23 protein-coding genes are annotated in these 17,834 nt (G+C 63.8%); 18 read left to right on the top strand and 5 right to left on the bottom strand.

Translation table 11 applies throughout. The features are described from left to right. Positions 1–32 precede the first annotated feature (32 nt). From CAP37_RS10970 to CAP37_RS10930, 9 genes are all read left to right on the top strand, one after another. Entirely contained in the window at positions 33–1,019 is a 987-nt protein-coding gene (locus tag CAP37_RS10970; RefSeq protein ID WP_086124193.1) for a branched-chain amino acid ABC transporter permease, read from the top strand. Positions 1,020–1,032: 13 nt separating this feature from the next. Beyond that, positions 1,033–2,136: a branched-chain amino acid ABC transporter permease gene (locus tag CAP37_RS10965; RefSeq protein WP_086124192.1), complete on the top strand. Its 1,104-nt coding sequence runs from the start codon at positions 1,033–1,035 to the stop codon at positions 2,134–2,136. Beyond that, the gene (locus tag CAP37_RS10960; protein WP_086124191.1) at positions 2,133–3,005 is read left to right on the top strand and encodes an alpha/beta fold hydrolase; all 873 of its coding nucleotides are present in this window, start codon (positions 2,133–2,135) and stop codon (positions 3,003–3,005) included. The genes CAP37_RS10965 and CAP37_RS10960 overlap by 4 nt, the downstream gene beginning before the upstream one ends. Before the next feature lie 163 nt (positions 3,006–3,168). Beyond that, positions 3,169–3,969: an ABC transporter ATP-binding protein gene (locus CAP37_RS10955; RefSeq protein ID WP_086124190.1), complete on the top strand. Its 801-nt coding sequence runs from the start codon at positions 3,169–3,171 to the stop codon at positions 3,967–3,969. Between the two features lie 2 nt (positions 3,970–3,971). After that, a complete protein-coding gene (locus CAP37_RS10950) occupies positions 3,972–4,676 on the top strand; it encodes an ABC transporter ATP-binding protein (protein ID WP_086124189.1) in 705 nt (234 codons plus the stop codon). Between the two features lie 54 nt (positions 4,677–4,730). Continuing rightward, positions 4,731–5,924 carry an ABC transporter substrate-binding protein gene (locus tag CAP37_RS10945; protein ID WP_086124188.1) on the top strand — a complete coding sequence of 398 codons (1,194 nt, stop codon included), beginning with the start codon at positions 4,731–4,733 and terminating at the stop codon, positions 5,922–5,924. A gap of 89 nt (positions 5,925–6,013) precedes the next feature. Then, positions 6,014–6,898: a branched-chain amino acid ABC transporter permease gene (locus CAP37_RS10940; RefSeq protein WP_086124187.1), complete on the top strand. Its 885-nt coding sequence runs from the start codon at positions 6,014–6,016 to the stop codon at positions 6,896–6,898. A 9-nt stretch (positions 6,899–6,907) separates the two neighbouring features. Further along, positions 6,908–7,852, top strand: a complete 945-nt coding sequence (locus CAP37_RS10935) for a branched-chain amino acid ABC transporter permease (protein ID WP_086124186.1) — start codon at positions 6,908–6,910, stop codon at positions 7,850–7,852. A 270-nt stretch (positions 7,853–8,122) separates the two neighbouring features. After that, on the top strand, positions 8,123–8,440 hold the full coding sequence (locus CAP37_RS10930) for a hypothetical protein (RefSeq protein WP_086124185.1): 318 nt from the start codon (positions 8,123–8,125) through the stop codon (positions 8,438–8,440). Positions 8,441–8,573: 133 nt separating this feature from the next. On the opposite strand, the gene CAP37_RS10925 is transcribed toward CAP37_RS10930, so the two are convergent. Further along, a complete protein-coding gene (locus tag CAP37_RS10925; protein ID WP_086124943.1) occupies positions 8,574–8,942 on the bottom strand; it encodes a DUF2200 domain-containing protein in 369 nt (122 codons plus the stop codon). 94 nt (positions 8,943–9,036) lie between these two features. Here CAP37_RS10925 and CAP37_RS10920 point away from each other — a divergent pair, with 94 nt between their 5' ends. The 4 genes from CAP37_RS10920 (at position 9,037) to CAP37_RS10910 (ending at position 11,916) form a co-directional block, all read left to right on the top strand. Continuing rightward, positions 9,037–9,489, top strand: a complete 453-nt coding sequence (locus tag CAP37_RS10920) for an AAC(3)-I family aminoglycoside N-acetyltransferase (RefSeq protein ID WP_373271089.1) — start codon at positions 9,037–9,039, stop codon at positions 9,487–9,489. 19 nt (positions 9,490–9,508) lie between these two features. Then, a complete protein-coding gene (locus CAP37_RS10915) occupies positions 9,509–10,618 on the top strand; it encodes a DUF418 domain-containing protein (RefSeq protein ID WP_086124183.1) in 1,110 nt (369 codons plus the stop codon). A gap of 81 nt (positions 10,619–10,699) precedes the next feature. Beyond that, a complete protein-coding gene (locus tag CAP37_RS21720; RefSeq protein WP_179190188.1) occupies positions 10,700–10,981 on the top strand; it encodes a hypothetical protein in 282 nt (93 codons plus the stop codon). 26 nt (positions 10,982–11,007) lie between these two features. Then, positions 11,008–11,916 carry a YihY/virulence factor BrkB family protein gene (locus CAP37_RS10910; protein ID WP_179190187.1) on the top strand — a complete coding sequence of 303 codons (909 nt, stop codon included), beginning with the start codon at positions 11,008–11,010 and terminating at the stop codon, positions 11,914–11,916. Positions 11,917–11,919: 3 nt separating this feature from the next. Here the strand turns inward: CAP37_RS10910 and CAP37_RS10905 are convergent, their stop codons facing one another. The 4 genes from CAP37_RS10905 to CAP37_RS10890 are packed head-to-tail and all read right to left on the bottom strand — an operon-like array spanning position 11,920 to position 13,871. Then, positions 11,920–12,300, bottom strand: a complete 381-nt coding sequence (locus tag CAP37_RS10905; protein WP_086124181.1) for a rhodanese-like domain-containing protein — start codon at positions 12,298–12,300, stop codon at positions 11,920–11,922. 6 nt (positions 12,301–12,306) lie between these two features. Beyond that, complete coding sequence (locus tag CAP37_RS10900; protein WP_086124180.1) at positions 12,307–12,756, bottom strand: OsmC family protein; 450 nt, start codon at positions 12,754–12,756, stop codon at positions 12,307–12,309. Further along, positions 12,753–12,947 (bottom strand): DUF2892 domain-containing protein, encoded by a 195-nt coding sequence (locus CAP37_RS10895; protein ID WP_086124179.1) that lies wholly within the window; start codon positions 12,945–12,947, stop codon positions 12,753–12,755. Before CAP37_RS10895 ends, CAP37_RS10900 begins: the two co-directional genes overlap by 4 nt. A gap of 48 nt (positions 12,948–12,995) precedes the next feature. Next, the gene (locus tag CAP37_RS10890; protein WP_086124178.1) at positions 12,996–13,871 is read right to left on the bottom strand and encodes an MBL fold metallo-hydrolase; all 876 of its coding nucleotides are present in this window, start codon (positions 13,869–13,871) and stop codon (positions 12,996–12,998) included. 95 nt (positions 13,872–13,966) lie between these two features. Between CAP37_RS10890 and CAP37_RS10885 the strand changes: the two genes are divergently transcribed. Genes CAP37_RS10885 through CAP37_RS10865 form a run of 5 tightly spaced genes read left to right on the top strand, consistent with a single transcriptional unit; the run spans position 13,967 to position 17,833 of the window. Continuing rightward, a complete protein-coding gene (locus CAP37_RS10885) occupies positions 13,967–14,293 on the top strand; it encodes a helix-turn-helix transcriptional regulator (RefSeq protein ID WP_086124177.1) in 327 nt (108 codons plus the stop codon). After that, on the top strand, positions 14,290–14,727 hold the full coding sequence (locus CAP37_RS10880) for a YeeE/YedE family protein (RefSeq protein WP_086124176.1): 438 nt from the start codon (positions 14,290–14,292) through the stop codon (positions 14,725–14,727). The genes CAP37_RS10885 and CAP37_RS10880 overlap by 4 nt, the downstream gene beginning before the upstream one ends. Positions 14,728–14,738: 11 nt before the next feature. Then, on the top strand, positions 14,739–15,173 hold the full coding sequence (locus CAP37_RS10875) for a DUF6691 family protein (RefSeq protein ID WP_086124175.1): 435 nt from the start codon (positions 14,739–14,741) through the stop codon (positions 15,171–15,173). Next, positions 15,173–16,882, top strand: coding sequence for a SulP family inorganic anion transporter (locus CAP37_RS10870; RefSeq protein WP_086124174.1), 1,710 nt, complete (start codon positions 15,173–15,175; stop codon positions 16,880–16,882). Before CAP37_RS10875 ends, CAP37_RS10870 begins: the two co-directional genes overlap by 1 nt. A gap of 54 nt (positions 16,883–16,936) precedes the next feature. Further along, entirely contained in the window at positions 16,937–17,833 is an 897-nt protein-coding gene (locus tag CAP37_RS10865; RefSeq protein ID WP_086124173.1) for a LysR family transcriptional regulator, read from the top strand. Position 17,834: the final 1 nt, after the last annotated feature.

The following is a 17,834-nucleotide window of genomic DNA, read 5'->3' as shown; positions in this document are numbered from 1 at the left end:
GCCTCCCTTGGGGCGGCCCAGCGGGAGGTCCTATGAAACTCAACGTCGACTTCGACTGGAAGCCGCTGGCACTCGTGCCCGTGCTCGCGCTGCTGGCCCTGCCAGCGGTGGGCAGTGGCTCCACCTGGATCACGCTCACGGTGGCGGGCCTTGCCATGGGCATGATCATCTTCATCATTGCATCGGGTCTCACGCTGGTGTTCGGCCTCATGGACGTGCTCAACTTCGGCCACGGCGTGTTCATCGCGCTCGGTGCCTTCGTGGCCACCACCGTGCTGGGCAGCATGAACAGTTTCACCACGGCCGACAGCCTGTGGCTGAACCTGGTGGCGCTGTTGCCGGCCATGCTGGTGGCCATGGCAGTGGCCGGCGCGCTGGGCTGGGTGTTCGAGCGGTTGATTATTCGCCCCGTGTACGGCATGCACCTGAAGCAGATTCTCATCACCATGGGCGGCATGATCATCGGTGAGGAACTCATCAAGGTGGTGTGGGGCCCCGAGCAGATTGCGCTGCCGCTGCCCGAAAGCCTGCGTGGCTCCTTCATCTTTGGCGACGCGGCGGTGGAGAAATACCGCCTGCTCGCGGTGCTGGTCGGCGTGGCGGTGTTTGCGGCGATGGTGTGGACACTGAACCGCACCAAGGTAGGCCTGCTGGTGCGCGCCGGTGTGCAGGACCGCGAAATGGTCGAATCGCTCGGCTACCGCATCCGCCAGCTGTTCATCGGCGTGTTCGTGGTGGGCAGCGCGCTCGCCGGCCTGGGTGGTGTGATGTGGGGCCTGTACCAGCAGAGCGTGATTCCGCAGATGGGCGCGCAGGTCAACGTGCTGATCTTCATCGTCATCATCATCGGTGGCCTGGGTTCCACCACGGGCGCGCTCATTGGTGCGCTGCTGGTGGGCCTGATGGCCAACTACACCGGCTTCCTGGCTCCGAAGGTGGCGCTGTTCTCCAACATTGCGCTGATGGTCGCCATCCTGCTGTGGCGGCCGCAAGGCGTCTATCCCGTGACCAACCGTTGAACAGGAGCGCCGCGTGATTTCCCGACTCCTCTCCAACGACCTCCCGCGCAGCCGCTGGCTCACCGCGTTGCTGATCGTGCTGTTCCTCGGCCTGGCCTTCGCGCCGTTTCTGTTCCCCGGCGTGAAGGCGCTGAACGTGGCGGCCAAGGTGTTGATCTTCGTGGCGCTGGTCGCCAGCTTCGACCTGCTGCTGGGCTACACCGGCATCGTGAGTTTTGCGCACACCATGTTTTTCGGCATCGGCGCTTATGGCGTGGCGATTGCGCTGAATTCGGTGGAGCAGGCGAGCTGGGGCGCCATGCTGGTCGGCATCGTGTGCGCGCTGCTGATCTCGCTGGTGCTCTCGCTGCTCATCGGGTTGTTCTCGTTGCGCGTGAAAGCAATCTTCTTCGCCATGATCACGCTCGCTGTGGCCTCGGCTTTCCTCACGCTCGCTTCGCAACTCTCGGACTTCACTGGCGGTGAAGACGGCCTGACTTTCCGCGTGCCCGAGTTGCTGTCGCCGGGTTTCAGCCTGCGCGAAGAGCCCCTGCAAACCCCGCTGGGCGAGGTGGACCTGAACGGCCGGCTGATCACCTACTACCTGATCTTCCTCGCTGTCACGGCGATCTTCCTCACCATCCTGCGCATCGTGAACTCGCCATTCGGCCGCGTGCTGCAGGCCATTCGCGAAAACGACTTTCGCGCCGAAGCGCTGGGCTACCGCACGGTGGTGTACCGCACGCTCTCCAACGTGCTCTCGGCCAGTTTTGCCACGCTCGCGGGTTGCCTGCTTGCGATCTGGCTGCGCTACAACGGGCCCGACACCTCGCTCTCGTTCGAGATCATGCTGGACATCCTGCTCATCGTGGTGATCGGCGGCATGGGCACGCTGTACGGCGCGCTGATCGGCAGCGTGCTGTTTCTGGTGGCGCAGAGCTATCTGCAAGACTTGCTGCGCGTGGCGGGCGAAGCCACGCAGGGCATACCGCTGCTGCCCGCGCTGCTCACGCCCGACCGCTGGCTGCTCTGGCTGGGCCTGCTTTTCGTGCTCTCGGTGTATTACTTTCCCACTGGCATCGTGGGCAAGCTCAGGGAGCGCGCCGTGCTCTCGCGCATGAAGGGTCGCAACCCATGAACACCGCCACTGCCGCCGCCGTGTCGCCGCGCTCGCGCTACCTGAAGTGCGAAGGCCGCGAGATCCACTTCATGGACTGGGAGCCCGAAGAGCCCACCGGTCCTGTGGTGGTGGCCTGGCATGGCCTGGCGCGCACCGGTCGCGACATGGACCCGCTCGCCGAGCACCTGTGTGCCCTGGGCTGGCGCGTGATCTGCCCCGACACCATCGGCCGCGGCCTGAGCCAGTGGAGCCCGAAGCCCGAAGCCGAGTACTGCCTTGATTTCTACAGCCGCATCGCCACCTCGCTGGTGGACCAGCTGGCGCTGAAGCGCTTCCACTGGGTGGGCACTTCCATGGGTGGTGCCATCGGCATGGCGTGCGCCGCCGGCCCACTGCACGGTCGCATCGAAAGGCTGGTGCTCAACGACATCGGTCCCAAGCTCGCCGATGCCGCCGTGCAGCGCATTCGCAGCTACGCGGGCAGTCCACCAGGCTTCGATACCGTGAGCGAGCTGGAGCAATATTTCCGCACTGTCTACAAGCCCTACGGCTACATCAGCGATGCGCAGTGGCGCCTGTTCACCGAAAGCTCCACCCGCCGCCTGCCCGATGGCCGTGTGACCCCGCACTACGACCCGGCCATGGTGCGCCAGTTCACGGACCACCCCGACGACTACGACCTGTGGTCCACCTACGACCGCATCGACGTGCCTGTGTTGTGCCTGCGCGGCGCGGATTCGGACCTGCTGCTCGCGGACACCGCCGAAGGCATGCGCGATCGTGGACCTCGGGCGCTGGTGGTCACCATCGCCGGCTGCGGTCATGCGCCAGCATTGAACGTACCAGAGCAACTGGATCTGGTGCAACGGTTTCTGGCGGGGCACTGAATGAACACCGTGCGCTCAACCTTCATGAAGCAACGCGCGCCATGGTGTAAACACGCTCTTGAAGAGGCGTCCCTGCGCGAGTACGCTTGCACCAGTCAGGCCGGTCGCAGATTCACGACCCATCAACCCCCTTCGACCGCTTCTGGCTCCTGCCGGCGTGTCCATGGATAAACAGTCGCCGGAGAGCAAATTGTCAGCAGAGTGCATTCTCGAAACGCAGAGCCTGAGCAAGGAATTCAAGGGATTCGTGGCTGTCAATCAGGTGGACCTGAAAGTGCAGCGCGGCCACATCCACGCGCTCATCGGCCCCAACGGCGCCGGCAAGACCACGTTCTTCAACCTGCTGACCAAGTTCCTGCCGCCCAGCAGCGGCAGCATCCGGTTCAACGGGACGGACATCACCCATGAGAAGCCGGCGCAGACCGCACGGCGCGGCATCGTGCGTTCGTTCCAGATTTCTGCGGTGTTCCCCCACATGACGGTGCTGGAGAACGTGCGCGCGGCACTGCAGCGCAACCTCGGCACCTCGTTCCATTTCTGGAAGGCGGAAAGTTCGTTGCATCACCTGCACGAGCGTGCCCGCGAGCTGCTGGCGGCGGTGGACCTGCAGGACTTCGCCGACGAGTTGACGGTGAACCTCCCTTACGGGCGCAAACGTGCGCTGGAACTGGCCACCACGCTGGCCCTGGAGCCCGAACTCATGTTGCTGGACGAGCCCACGCAGGGCATGGGCCATGAAGACGTGGACCGTGTCACGCAGCTGATCAAGAAAGTTTCGAAGGGCCGCACCATTCTGATGGTGGAACACAACATGAACGTCGTCGCATCGATTGCAGACCGCATCACGGTGCTGCAACGCGGGGCCATCATTGCCGACGGCACCTACGCGGAAGTGTCCAGCAACCCACAGGTGATCGAGGCCTACATGGGCTCGGCCGATACCGCCCTGCAGGGAGCGCACTGATCATGGCCAAGGAAATGCTCCGCATCGACGACCTGCACGCCTGGTACGGCGAGTCCCACATCCTGCATGGCGTGAACCTCACCGTGCACGAGGGCGAGGTCATCACGCTGCTCGGTCGCAATGGCGCCGGTCGCACCACCACCCTGCGCGCCATTGTGGGTCTCACAGGCAAGCGCACTGGTTCCATCCGCGTGCAGGGCACCGAATCGATCGGCATGGCACCGCACCGGGTGGCGCACCTGGGCATTGGCTACTGCCCCGAAGAGCGTGGCATCTTCGCCAGCCTGAGCGCAGAAGAAAACCTCATGCTGCCGCCCGTGCTTGGCCCGGGCGGCATGTCGCTCGACGAAATCTACGCCATGTTCCCCAACCTGAAGGAGCGTGCCAGCAGCCCGGGCACGCGGCTCTCGGGCGGTGAGCAGCAGATGCTCGCGGTGGCCCGCATTCTGCGCACGGGCGCACGTCTGCTGCTGCTGGACGAAATATCCGAAGGCCTGGCGCCTGTCATCGTGCAGAAGCTCGCCGAAATGATCCTGGCCCTGAAGCAGAAGGGCTACACGATCGTGCTGGTCGAGCAGAACTTCCGCTTTGCCGCGCCATTGGCCGATCACTTCTATGTGATGGAGCACGGCCAGATCGTCAAGCAATTCGAAAAGAAGGAATTGAGCCAGAACATGGCCATGTTGCAGGAGTACCTGGGCGTTTGAACGCGGCTATGCCGTAGAAATCTGCCCTTGTTTTTTTAACCCGAAGGAGACACCATGAAACTCAAACCCATCGTTATCGCCGCGTCCCTCGCGCTGGCCACCGCCGCATCCGCGCAGGGCACTGGCCCCGTGAAGATCGGCTTCATTACCGACATGTCGAGCCTCTATGCGGACATCGACGGCCCCGCCGGCGCCGAGATGGTCAAGTGGGCGGCAGAAGACTTCGGCGGCAAGGTGCTGGGGCGCCCGGTCGAGGTGCTGTCTGCCGATCACCAGAACAAGGCCGACGTGGCCAGTTCCAAGGCCCGCGAGTGGATCGACAAGGAAGGTCTGTCCATGCTGGTGGGCGGCACCAACTCCGGCACGGCCCTGGCCATGGCCAAGGTGGCCGAAGAGAAAAAGCGCCCGTTCATCGTCATCGGTGCCGGCTCGGCCCGCCTGACCAACGAAGCCTGCTCACCCTACACCGTGCACTACGCGTACGACACCGTGGCCCTGGCCAAGGTGGCGGGCAACGCGCTGGTCAAGGGCGGCGCCAAGAACTGGTATTTCCTGACGGCCGATTACGCTTTCGGCCACTCGCTGGAAGCCGATGCATCCACGGTGGTCAAGGCCAACGGCGGCGCCGTGGCAGGCTCTGTTCGCCATCCGCTGAACGCTTCCGACTTCTCTTCGTTCCTGCTGCAGGCACAAACCTCCAAGGCCGATGTGCTGGCGCTGGCCAACGCCGGCGGCGACTTCACCAATGCGATGAAGGCCGCCCGCGAATTCGGCATCAACAAGAGCATGAAGATCGCTGGCTTGCTGGTGTTCATCAACGACGTGCACAGCCTGGGCCTGTCCAACACCGAAGGCCTGCAACTGGCCGACAGCTGGTACTGGAACCAGGACGATGCCTCGCGCAAGTTTGCCAAGCGCTTCTTCGAGAAATACAAGCGCATGCCTTCGTCCCTGCAGGCGGCCAACTACTCGGCCACCACCAGCTACCTGAAGGCGGTGCAGGCGGCGGGCACCACCGATGCCGACAAGGTCATGGCCACCCTGAAGAGCACGAAGGTCAACGACTTCTACAGCAAAGGTCAGATCCGCGCCGACGGCCGCATGATCCACGACATGTACCTCTACCAGGTCAAGGGCAACAAGGAATCCACCACGCCGTGGGACTACTACAAGCTGGTGGCCAAGGTGCCTGGCGAGCAGGCTTTCACCACCCTGGCGGAATCCAAGTGCACGCTGGTCAAGAAGTAAACGCTTGAAGGAAGGCGCGCCCCCGCCGGGGCGCGCCCTGGGTTGCTCTCTGGCTGCTTTTTTCAGTCTGGCCTGACCGGACGAGATTCATGGAAATTTTCGGCATACCCCATCAGGCCTTCATGGGCCAGATCCTGCTCGGGCTCGTCAATGGCGCCTTCTACGCCATGCTGAGTCTCGGTCTGGCGGTGATCTTTGGCCTCCTCGGCGTGGTCAACTTCGCGCACGGAACGCTCTACATGCTGGGCGCATTTGCTGCCTGGATCATGCTCGACCAGTTCGGCGTCAACTACTGGATATCGTTGCTCGTCGCACCGCTCCTCGTGGGGGCATTGGGCGTTGTGATCGAGCGCCTGTTCCTGCGGCACCTCTACAAGCTCGACCCGCTCTATGGTCTTCTGCTCACGTTCGGCCTTACGCTGATCCTCGAAGGCGTGTTCCGCGAAATTTATGGCGCATCGGGACAGAACTACCCGGTGCCCGATCTGCTGCAAGGCGCCACCGACCTCGGCTTCATGTTCCTGCCCAACTACCGGGCCTGGGTGGTGTTCGCCTCGCTGGCGGTGTGCTTCGGCACCTGGTACCTCATCGAGCGCACGCGCCTGGGGGCTTACCTCAGGGCTGGCACTGAAAACTCCGCTCTGGTCCAGACCTTCGGCGTCAACGTGCCCATGATGGTGATGCTCACCTACGGCGCTGGCGCTGCACTGGCCGCGCTGGCTGGTGTGCTCGCTGCACCCATCATTCAAGTGAGTCCGTTGATGGGGTCCAACCTCATCATCGTGGTGTTCGCGGTGGTGGTGATCGGCGGCATGGGGTCGATCATGGGTTCGATCCTCACCGGGCTCGCGCTCGGCGTGGTTGAAGGCATGACCCGCGTTTTCTATCCCGAGGCATCGAACATCGTGGTCTTCGTCATCATGGTTCTGGTGCTCATGGTGCGCCCGGCCGGCCTGTTCGGCAAAGAGGCCTGAGGCCATCCTATGAAAAATCTGTCCAGATCCACCCGCATCACTTACGCCGTCCTGTTGGCGCTGGCTGTGGTCGCTCCCCTGGTGGGGCTCTATCCCGTGTTTCTGATGAAGCTGCTGTGCTTCGCGCTGTTCGCCTGCGCGTTCAACCTGCTGCTCGGTTTCACCGGTCTCCTGTCCTTCGGGCATGCCGCTTTCTTCGGATCGGCCGCCTACATCTCGGGCCACATCATCAAGGTCTACGCGCTCACGCCCGAGTGGGGCCTGCTGGCCGGCACGGTGGGCGCTGGGCTCATTGGCCTGGTGGTGGGCCTGGTCGCAATTCGCAGGCAGGGCATCTACTTCGCCATGATCACGCTGGCCATTGCGCAGATGGTCTACTTTGTGTGCCTGCAGGTGCCGCAGACCGGCGGCGAAGATGGCTTGCAAGGCGTGCCGCGCGGTGAACTGTTCGGCCTGATCTCACTGGCTTCGGACACCAGCATGTATTACCTGGTGCTCGCGATCTTCGTCGCCTGTTTCATGGCCATTTCGCGCATCGTGCACTCTCCATTCGGTCAGGTGCTCAAGATGATCCGCGAGAACGAACCGCGCGCCATCTCCCTCGGCTACCAGACCGACAAGTACAAGCTGCTGGCCTTCGTGCTCTCGGCCGCCCTCGCGGGCCTGGCCGGTTCGCTCAAGACCCTTGTGATGGGTTTTGCCACGCTGTCCGACGCGCACTGGAGCATGTCGGGCGAGGTCATCCTCATGACCTTGCTGGGCGGCGTGGGAACCCTGTTCGGCCCTGTGCTCGGCGCCGGCATCGTGATCGCGCTGCAGAACCTGCTGGCCGACAAGGTGGGCTCGTGGGTCACGGTGATCATCGGCGTGATTTTTGTGGTGTGCGTTCTGGCGTTCCGCAAGGGCATCGTCGGGGAGCTGCGCGCTGCGCTGGAGCGGCGACCGAGCGCTTGAATCAGCTGCGGTCCGCGTGCGCCCAAAGCAAAGTGGGAAGCGTTCGGACCAAGCATGAGCCGCATTCTTCCGATTGCGGCTCACGGGATGTTTTTCTGTACCCGGGGGTGTTAGCCCGAGCAAGCAGGATGAGCTAAAGTTCGCCCCGCTCAAGAAGAAGGTGAGTCGGGCGTGAGAACCCGGTGACGTTTCGCGGCTTAGGGGCCGCTAGCCAAGGGCAAGAAGGGTGTTCTGGAGACGAAGCTGGCTGAGACCAAGTAAGAAAAGAAGATGAACAAGTCCCTCGCTCGCATTCATCTGGGTCTGGCCACTTTCTATGGACTGATCGCGGTGCTGTTGATTGCCGTGCATCTGGCAGGCGACAAGGCGAGCCTGGGCGGTGTATTGATCCTCCTGGCCATCTTCGGGCTGCTGCCCGTGCTCCATGCACTGGCTTTGAAGGGCGTCCGTCAGGGATGGAGCTGGGGCCGCACCCTGTCTCGCGCGCTGGGCGTGCTGCTGCTTTTCGCCTTTCCCATTGGGACGATTCTGGGCGCATTCGTGTTGATGCGCACCGGCAGGACCGATTGGCAGCACGCTGCGTCCTAGCGCTGCTGCGGAAGAACTTTCCCCATCTTGCCCATTTCCAGCACTAGGAATCCGCATTCTGGAGCATCAGTGCGCTCTCGTTGCTTGCGATGGTGGGATACACCATCTTCCGGACGCTGTCCGTGTAGGGTCTTCAGGCTTCTGGGTACGCCCGCAAGATCTTCTCCATCCTCTTCCCCTTCGCCAGCTCATCCACCAGTTTGTCCAGGTACCGGATCTTCTGCATCAGCGGATCCTCCACGGCTTCCACCCTCACGCCGCAAACCGAGCCCGTGATCAACGACATGTTCGGGTTGATGGCGGGCGCTTCGGCAAAGAAGGCTTCAAAGTCCTTGCCCTGTTCGATCTGCCGCTCCAGCCCAGCCTGGTCGTAGCCGGTGAGCCAGCGGATGATCTCGTCGACTTCTGCTTTCGTGCGGCCCTTGCGCTCCGCTTTCTGGACGTACATGGGATAGACCTTGGCGAAGGCCATCTTGAAGATGCGGTGGGTGGTGGTGGTCATGGTGGGCATCCCTCCTGCTGGCTGAGTTCGCATCATGAGTGAAGTTGGCGCGTCGGCACAATGGCAACTTTCTGAACTCCGCCATATGCTGAAGATGAAACACCGCATATCTGTGTTGACGGAAGTCGACCTGAGCATCCTGCGAGACATGCTCGCGATGTTCGGCGAGGCTTTTGAAGACGTTCCCACCTACACACGCGCCCAGCCGGACGACGCCTACTTGCGCGACCTGTTGTCCGGCGTGAGCTTTGTCGCCGTGGCTGCACTGGACGGGGAGAAGGTGGTGGGCGGACTGGCGGCGTATGTGCTGCGCAAGTTCGAGCAAGCGCGTTCGGAGATTTACATCTACGACCTTGCTGTGGACGCAGCGCACCGGCGCCAGGGTATTGCCACCGCGCTGATCGAAGAATTGAAACGCGTGGCGCGGGAGCGGGGAGCCTACGTGATCTTCGTGCAGGCCGACCACGTGGACGCACCGGCGATTGCGCTGTACACCAAGCTGGGTGTGCGGGAAGACGTGCTGCATTTCGACATCGATCCCCGATGACGACGCCCGTGACTACCGCATGAGCAGCGGGCCCAATCGCCAGCCGCTGCCAGACGCCCTGCGCGCCCTGGCCCTGGTGGCCGTGCTGGTGGTGAACACCGTGGGCTATGCCATCGCGCCTGTGGGTCCGCACCTGGGCTTGCGCCTGCCGCCTGACAGCGCCTGGGCAGCGACCACTCAGGGCATCGTGGCCGGCCTGCTGCAAGGCAAGGGCTACACCATGCTCGCTTTTGTGTTCGGCATGGGGCTCTGGCTGGCGGCTCGCCAGCGTTCCCGGGCAGAGGCGCTGCAGCGCGGCGTGGTGCGCCAGCGCCGTTTGCTGTGGCTGGGCGTGCTGCACGGCGCGTTCATCTACCTGGGCGACATCCTCACCATGTATGCGCTGGTGGGCTGGCAACTGCTGCGCCGGTTGCACATGCCGTGGAAGCGGTTTCGCCGCCATTTGCGGTTGGCGCTGGTCTGGGCGGTGGTGGGCAAGTTGCTGCTGGTGGTGGTGATCTTCAGGATGGCCGATCTGCCGCTGGTGGTGGAGGGTGCGTCTCTTTCCACCGTCCAGCGTGCAGGGCAGTTTCTGTGGCTGAACTCGAGCACCTATCTGGTGGCGCAAGTGTCGGCCTTGGCTTTTTCCGCGCCGGTGCTCTATTTCTGCATGGCCTGCGGTGTGGCGGCGGCGCGCCTGAGGCTGCTCACGCATCGCCGCTGGCGGGGCGTTCTGACACGCTGGTCGCTGGTGGGCGGCCTGCCGCTGTGTGCATTGAGCTTTACCTACGGCTGGGGTTACGCCATGGCGCCTGCCACCCAAACCCTCAATCCCTGGCTGGAAACCCTGGGTGAAATGATCACCCTGCCCATGGCGGCGTGGTATGCGATCGCCCTGGCCCTGGCATCTCACGGGGGTCAAGCGCGCTGGTGCCAGTGGCTTGGCCCGCTCGGCCAGCGCACGCTTTCACTCTATGTGGGCCACAGCCTGATCTGCCTGGCGCTGTTCTCGGGCGTGGGTCTGGCGCTGGCGTTCACCACCGTGCAAAGTGTCGTGTTCTGCCTGGGGTTGTGGCTTCTGGCCTGGGCAGCGGCTGTGCTCAGCGGCCAGGGGCGCTGGCCGCTGGAGGCCTGGATGGCGAGGCGCTGATGCGCGAAGCGGATTCGTCCTACAAATCAAATGCACTCCAGACGTTAAGTTTGAAACTCCGAATATCCAAGGAGATTCATCATGGTCGAGAGGACACGCCGCGCTGCTCCGGCAATCACCCAAGTCACCCCCGTGCGCAAGCTGAAAAACGTGGACGATGCACGCCCTGGCGCCGCCGGCGAACACTGGCTGGTGCTGGGCGCGGGCATTGCTGCGTGGGTGATCACACGCAAGAGCCCGTCGTTTCTGTTGCGCACCGCCGGCTTGCTGGCGGGTTCGGCGCTCGTGGGGAGGGCGGCCACGGGTCGCGATGGCCTGAGCAAGCTGATGCGGTTCACGCCGCTGGGCCGCCGCATCAAATAACCCGACGGTTCGCGGAGGCAGCGCCCATGGGCTGGATTCAGGAAGCAGGGCGCGGCATCAAGGAGCGCGTGCTGAACACGCCGGGCCTGCGCGTTCTGGTGCTGGCCATCCGCAATTACATCCTGCATCAGAGCGCGAACCAGGCGGGCAGCCTGGCGTTCTCTTCGGTGCTGGCCATGTTCCCGCTGCTCATCCTGCTGTCAGCGTCGGCCGGCTACATCGGCAAGCCAGGGGATGCGGCGCAACTCGCGAGCCGGGTGATGGAGTACGCACCACAACTCGTGCGCGAGGTGATGCAGCCCGTCATCGACCAGGTGCTGGCTCAGCGCAACCAGGCGCTGCTGGCCATCGGTGTGGTGGTGACGCTGTGGACCGCCTCTTCCGGCATGCAGGCGATTCGCTCAGCCTTGAACCGCGCCTACGGCATCGAACGCGGCCTGGCGTTCTGGAAAGCTCGCATCAAGGTCACGTTGTTCACCGTGATCGTGGGCTCTGCGATTCTGGTGGCGTTCAGCTCGGTGGTGATCCTGCCCTACGTGTGGCAAGTGCTGGCCGACAACGTGGGCGACGGCCCCGATGTGCACTGGGTCCGCCACGCGGTGCGTTATGCGCTGGCCTACCTGGTGCTGGTGGCTTTGTACGCCCTGATGTACGGCTGGCTGCCCGACATCCGCCAGCGCATCTACACGGTGCTGCCCGGCGCGCTGGTGGGTGCGGCCATGTGGGTGGGCGCGGCCGCTGCGCTGTCTTACACCTTGCGTACCGCCGGAAAGCTGGCGCTGCTTTATGGCAGCTTCGCGGGCGTGGTGGCCACGCTGGTGTTTCTCTACATCAGCGCAACCACACTGATCTTCGGCGCGGAGATCAACGGCGTGTTGCGCAACCGGCTGGAGGAGCGGAAGAAGGAGTCGCCTGCAGAGGCGCAGCCGGACTGAGGTTCACTCGAAGACAGGCGTCGCCGGTTTGACAATCGGCTCCCCTGCAGCCACCCATGCCTCGAAGCCGCCGGCCACCGACACCACGTTGAGGTAACCCATGCTCTGCATGGCAACGGCCGCCAGCGCAGCCCGACCGCTGGTCTTGCAGTAGAGCACCACGTTGAGGTCGCGTCTTTCCAGGGTCGGCGTACTCGAGAGCTTGAATTCGAGCAGGCCACGCGGAATGTTGATGGCGCCAGCCAGATGGCCGGCGGCGTATTCGTCGGGCTCGCGCACGTCAATGACGATGTCGGCCGCGAGAACGGCCGCAGGCGCGTCCTTCACCGGCACCTCGGTGCATTGGGCCTTGGCGGCGAGAACGAGATCGTGTGCGGTTTTCATGATGGTTCAGGTTGTATCGCGCAACATCGCGCCGTCTGCGTCGATCACGCTCACGCGCACCGGGATCGCCTGCCTCACACTCTGCGTCACAGTGCAGAACTCCTCGAACTGAGCCAGCGCGCGATCCAGGTGCTGAAGTGAATCCGCTGACACACCCAGTTTGATGTTCGCGTGAACGCCCAGGATGCGCAGTCTGCCTTGCTCATTCCGACCGACATCGGCCTGCACTTCACAGCGCAGCGGCTCGGGGGCTTGCTTGAACTTGCGCAGCGCAAACAGCAGCGAATCGCTCAGGCAATTGCCCACGGATGCACACAGGAGTTGCGCGGGCGACGGGCCTTCGCCCTGGCCCAGCGGCGCGGGTTCGTCGGCGATCAGCAGCGGGATGCTGTCGCCGAAGTGGATCTCGAAGCGGTAGTCAGCTTGCTGCTGCAGCGAAACGGAGACCGCCGTCATGGCTTCTTCATCGAACAGGTGTTGAACCCGAACATGGCGTAGGGCGGGCACCAGCCGATGAGACCAGTGAGGAGTGGCACCACACCGATGTAGCCCCACAGGCCGATGGTGCTGGTGGCCGCAGCCGCAATGAGCGCCAGGCCAATGACGATGCGCAGGGTGCGGTCGATGCCGCCGACGTTCTTGGTCATGAGAGTTCTCCAGAGGTGATGGTGGTTTAGGACAAGGGATGCGCTCAATCAGAGCGCGTTCAGGGGGATCTTCAGGTAGGCCACGCCGTTGTCTTCCTTGGGCGGCAGCTCGCCGGCGCGAATGTTGACCTGCACCGAGGGCAGGATGAGCGTGGGCATCTCCAGGGTGGCGTCGCGCTTTGTGCGCATGGCCACGAACTCGTCTTCGCTCACACCGTCGTGCACGTGGATGTTTTTCGCGCGTTGTTCGGCCACGGTGGTCTCGAAGGCCACTTCGCGGTCGTCCGGCGGGTAGTCGTGGCACATGAACAGCCGCGTCTCGGCTGGCAGGCTCAGCAGCTTGCGGGTGGAGGCATACAGCGCGCGGGCGTCGCCGCCAGGGAAGTCGCAGCGCGCCGTGCCCACGTCGGGCATGAAGAGGGTGTCGCCCACGAAGACCGCATCGCCAAATCGGTAGGCCGCGCAGGCCGGTGTGTGGCCTGGCACGAACATCACCTCGCCCGAGTGTGCGCCGAGCGGAATGAGTTCGCCTTCTTTGAAGAGGTGGTCGAACTGAGAGCCGTCCTGCTTGAAGCCGGGCTCCAGGTTGAAGACACCCTTGAACACCTTCTGCACGGTGGTGATGTTGCCGCCGATGCCGATCTTTCCGCCGAGCTGGGCGCGCAAATACGGCGCTGCCGAGAGATGGTCGGCGTGGGCATGGGTTTCCAGGATCCAGCGCACCTTCAGGTCGTGGGCGCGCACGTACTCAATGACCTTGTCGGCCGATGTGTGCTGCGTGCGGCCCGACTTGGGGTCGTAGTCGAGCACCGAATCGATGATGGCGGCTTCGCTGCCCGGGCCGTTGTGAACGACGTAAGTCACGGTCCAGGTGGCGGGATCGAACTGGCCGTGCACTTGTGGAAGGGTGCTGGGTGGGTTCATGACAAGGTCTTTCATATAAGTTGTAGATAGTATATTGACAAATATATTGTCTGTCAATATACTTTGCGAAATCAATGAACTGGAGAACCGATGCGATGAAGAACGCCACCCTTGACCTCGACGACATGCAGGCGGCTGCGGCCGATGCCTGTCGGCTCATGAAGGTGCTGTCCAACCCGGACCGCCTGTTGATCCTCTGCCAGCTTTCTCAGGGCGAACACCGCGTGGGCGAGCTTGAAGAGTTGCTGGGCATCGTGCAGCCCACGCTGTCGCAACAGCTCACCGTGCTGCGCGAAGAAGCGCTGGTGAGCACGCGCCGCGAAGGCAAGAACATTTATTACCTGCTCGACAGCCCTCAGGCGCTGGCCGTGATGCAGGTGCTTTACGCGCAGTTCTGCGAACAACCGAGGAAAAAGCAATGAACATCGACTGGAACAACTTCACGCCGTGGGCCTCTCTGTCCGGCGGCATTCTGCTGGGCGTGGCGTCTGCCTTGTTCATCCTGCTCAATGGCCGGGTGCTGGGCATCAGCGGCATTCTGGGCGGCCTCTTGCCCCCGAAGGCTGGCGACGCCGGCTGGCGCGTGGCCTTTCTGCTGGGCATGCTGGCGGCGCCGCTGGCTTATGGCTTGCTGGCGCCCGAAGGCTTTGCGCAGGCGCCGCGCATCGACGCGGGGTTCGCCACCATCGTGGCGGCCGGCCTGCTGGTGGGCCTGGGTACGCGCTACGGCTCGGGCTGCACCAGTGGTCACGGTGTCTGCGGTCTCTCGCGCCTTTCGCCTCGCTCGCTGGTGGCCACGCTGGCCTTCATGGGGGCGGGTTTTGCCATGGTCTTCCTGGTTCGCCACGTTCTTTAAGGAGCTTGCACATGCACCGCATCACCGAATTTTTTGTGGGCCTGCTCTTTGGCCTTGGTCTCTTGCTCTCGGGCATGACCGACCCGGGCAAGGTGCTCGGTTTCCTGGACCTGTTCGGCAACTGGGATCCTTCGCTGGCCTTCGTCATGGGCGGAGCCATCGCCGTGGGCTTCTTCGCCTTTGCACTCGCTCGCAAACGCACCACCAGTCTTCTGGGTGGGGCCTTGCATCTGCCGAAGGCGAACCAGATCGACAAGCGCCTCGTCATCGGTGGGCTGACCTTTGGCGCAGGCTGGGGCCTCGCGGGCTTCTGCCCGGGTCCGGGCATTGTCTCCATGGCCTCGGGTGAGGTGAAGGCGGCGGTGTTCGTGGCGGCCATGCTTGCGGGCATGGTGATCTTCGAGATTGCCGAGCGCAGCGGTTTCCGCCAGCGCATCGGAGCCTGATGCTGCCTTCACTTCCCATCCTGCAGTGGGGCCGCGCCTACAACCGCGAGACGCTGCTGGGCGACGGCGTGGCGGCGGTCATCGTCACCATCATGCTTATCCCGCAGAGCCTGGCCTACGCCATGCTCGCGGGCTTGCCGCCCGAAGTGGGGTTGTATGCCAGCGTGGCGCCGTTGCTCCTCTATGCGGTGTTCGGCACCAGCCGAGTGCTGGCCGTGGGGCCGGTGGCGGTGGTCTCGCTCATGACGGCTGCTGCCATTGGCGAACATGCCGTGGCAGGGTCACCCGAATACTGGGCGGTGGCCATCACGCTGGCCTTTCTTTCGGGCGTGCTCCTTCTGGTCATGGGTCTGCTGCGCCTGGGTTTTCTGGCCAATTTCCTCAGCCATCCGGTCATCTCCGGCTTCATCTCCGCCTCCGGCATCCTGATTGCGGCCAGCCAGCTCAAGACGCTGATGGGGGTCAAGGCCGAGGGGCACAACTTTCTGGACCTGAGCGTGTCGCTGCTGTCACAGCTTGGGCAGGTGCACGCACTGACACTGACGATCGGCGCGGCCACGGTCGCCTTTCTGTTCTGGGTGCGCAGCGGGTTGAAGCCGCTGCTGCAACGCATGGGCCTGAAGCCGCGGCTGGCCGATGTGGTGGCCAAGACAGGACCGGTGGCGGCGATTGCCGTGACCTCGCTGCTCACCTGGGCGCTGGACTGGCAAGGGCAGGGCGTGAAGATCGTGGGCACCGTGCCCCAAGGCCTGCCGCCGTTCACGCTGCCGCTGTGGGACCTGAGCTTGTGGCAACAACTGATGGTGCCCGCGCTGCTGATCAGCGTGGTGGGGTTCGTGGAATCGGTTTCGGTGGGGCAGACCCTGGCGGCCAAGCGGCGCCAGCGCATCGAGCCCGACCAGGAACTGGTGGCGCTGGGTGCGAGCAACCTGGGCGCCGCGTTCACCGGGGGCTTTCCGGTCACAGGGGGTTTCGCGCGATCTGTGGTGAACTTCGATGCCGGCGCGCAGACCCCGGCGGCCGGCGTGTTCACGGCTGTGGGCATCCTGCTGGCTTCGCTGTTCCTCACCCCGGCGCTGTATTACCTGCCACAGGCCACGCTGGCCGCCACCATCGTGGTGGCGGTGTTGTCGCTGGTGGATTTCAGCATCCTGCGCAAGACCTGGAACTACGCAAAGTCGGACTTTGTTGCGGTGCTCGCCACCTTGCTGGCCACACTGGCCATCGGCGTGGAGACCGGCCTGGTCGTGGGGGTGGCGGTGTCGCTGGCGCTCTACCTGTTCCGCACCAGCCGGCCGCACATGGCCGAGGTGGGCCTGGTTGCAGGCACCGAACATTTCCGCAACGTGCAGCGCCACACCGTGGTGACCAGCCCCAAGGTGTTGAGCCTCCGGGTCGACGAGAGCCTGTACTTTGCCAACTCACGCGCGCTGGAAGACCGCATCAACAACGCCGTGGCCAAGCGCCCAGCGCTGGAGCATGTGGTGCTGCAATGCTCGGCCATCAACGACATCGATGCCAGCGCCCTCGAAAGCCTGGAAACGATCGACCAGCGACTGCGCGGTGCGGGGCTCAGACTGCATCTTTCCGAAGTGAAGGGCCCCGTGATGGACCGGCTGAAGAACACCGAATTCCTGCAGCACCTCAGCGGGCAGGTATTCCTTACGCAATTCCAGGCCATTCACGCGCTCTCGCCGGAGGTCGCCTGAGTCGCGCGAAATTCTGACGCACCCGTTTGCCTGAATGGCCACTAAAGTCGCCCCATGCAGACCAAATGGCTTGAAGACCTGATCGCCCTGTCCCACACGGGCAGCCTCACACGCGCCGCCGAACAGCGGCATGTGACCCACCCGGCCTTCGGACGGCGCATCAAGGCGCTGGAGGCCTGGGCCGGCGCGCCCCTGATCGAGCGGCGTGGGACCTCGGTGAAACTGACGACCCAGGGCGAGAAGCTGCTGGGTTACGCGCTGCAGATGGTGCCGGCCATGGCGCAGGCGCGCAGCGAGATCGCGGGAACGGATGTCGAGGGAGCCACCGCAACAGTGACGCTGTCCACCGGTCGCACGCTGGCACGAACGGTGGCGGCCGACTGGCTTTCTCGCATACGTCGGCAGCGCGCGGGTGTGCGCGTGGTCGTGCGCACCGGCTCCATGGCAGAGACATTGCAGCGTTTCGAGCGCGGCGAAGCGGACTTCATGCTGACCTACCACCACCCGCAGATCGCCATGCGGCTGAGTTCGCATCAGTACCTGCAACGCCGGGTGGCGAGTGATCGGCTGGTGCCTGTGGGCAAGGTCAACGCGTTGGGGCAAGCCGCGTTCAGCTTCGATCAGACGGAGGCCGTGCCCTACCTGGCCTATGCCGAAACACTGGCGCTGGGGCGCCTGGTGCGCGACCACCTGAGCAACCACCCGAAGGCTCCGAAGCTGATGGAAACGGTGGAATGCGATTCGGCCGACGCGCTGCTGGAGTACGCCCTCAAGGGCCTCGGCGTGGCGTGGTTGCCGTGGTCGTTGGCGGTGGGTGCATGCAGGGCGAAGCAGCTCGCGCCGGTGGGCAGCAAGGCGCTGGAGATCGGATTCGAGGTGCGCATGGTGCGCGCGAAGCGCAAGCTTTCGCCAGCGGCAGAAGCGTTCTGGCAGACCGTCGATCCAGGTTGAG

It is taken from the genome of Hydrogenophaga sp. IBVHS1, from assembly GCF_002127265.1.
GTDB lineage: Bacteria > Pseudomonadota > Gammaproteobacteria > Burkholderiales > Burkholderiaceae_C > Hydrogenophaga.
Note: the sequence above shows the minus strand (reverse complement) of the source record. Positions and strands in the feature narration are given on the sequence as shown.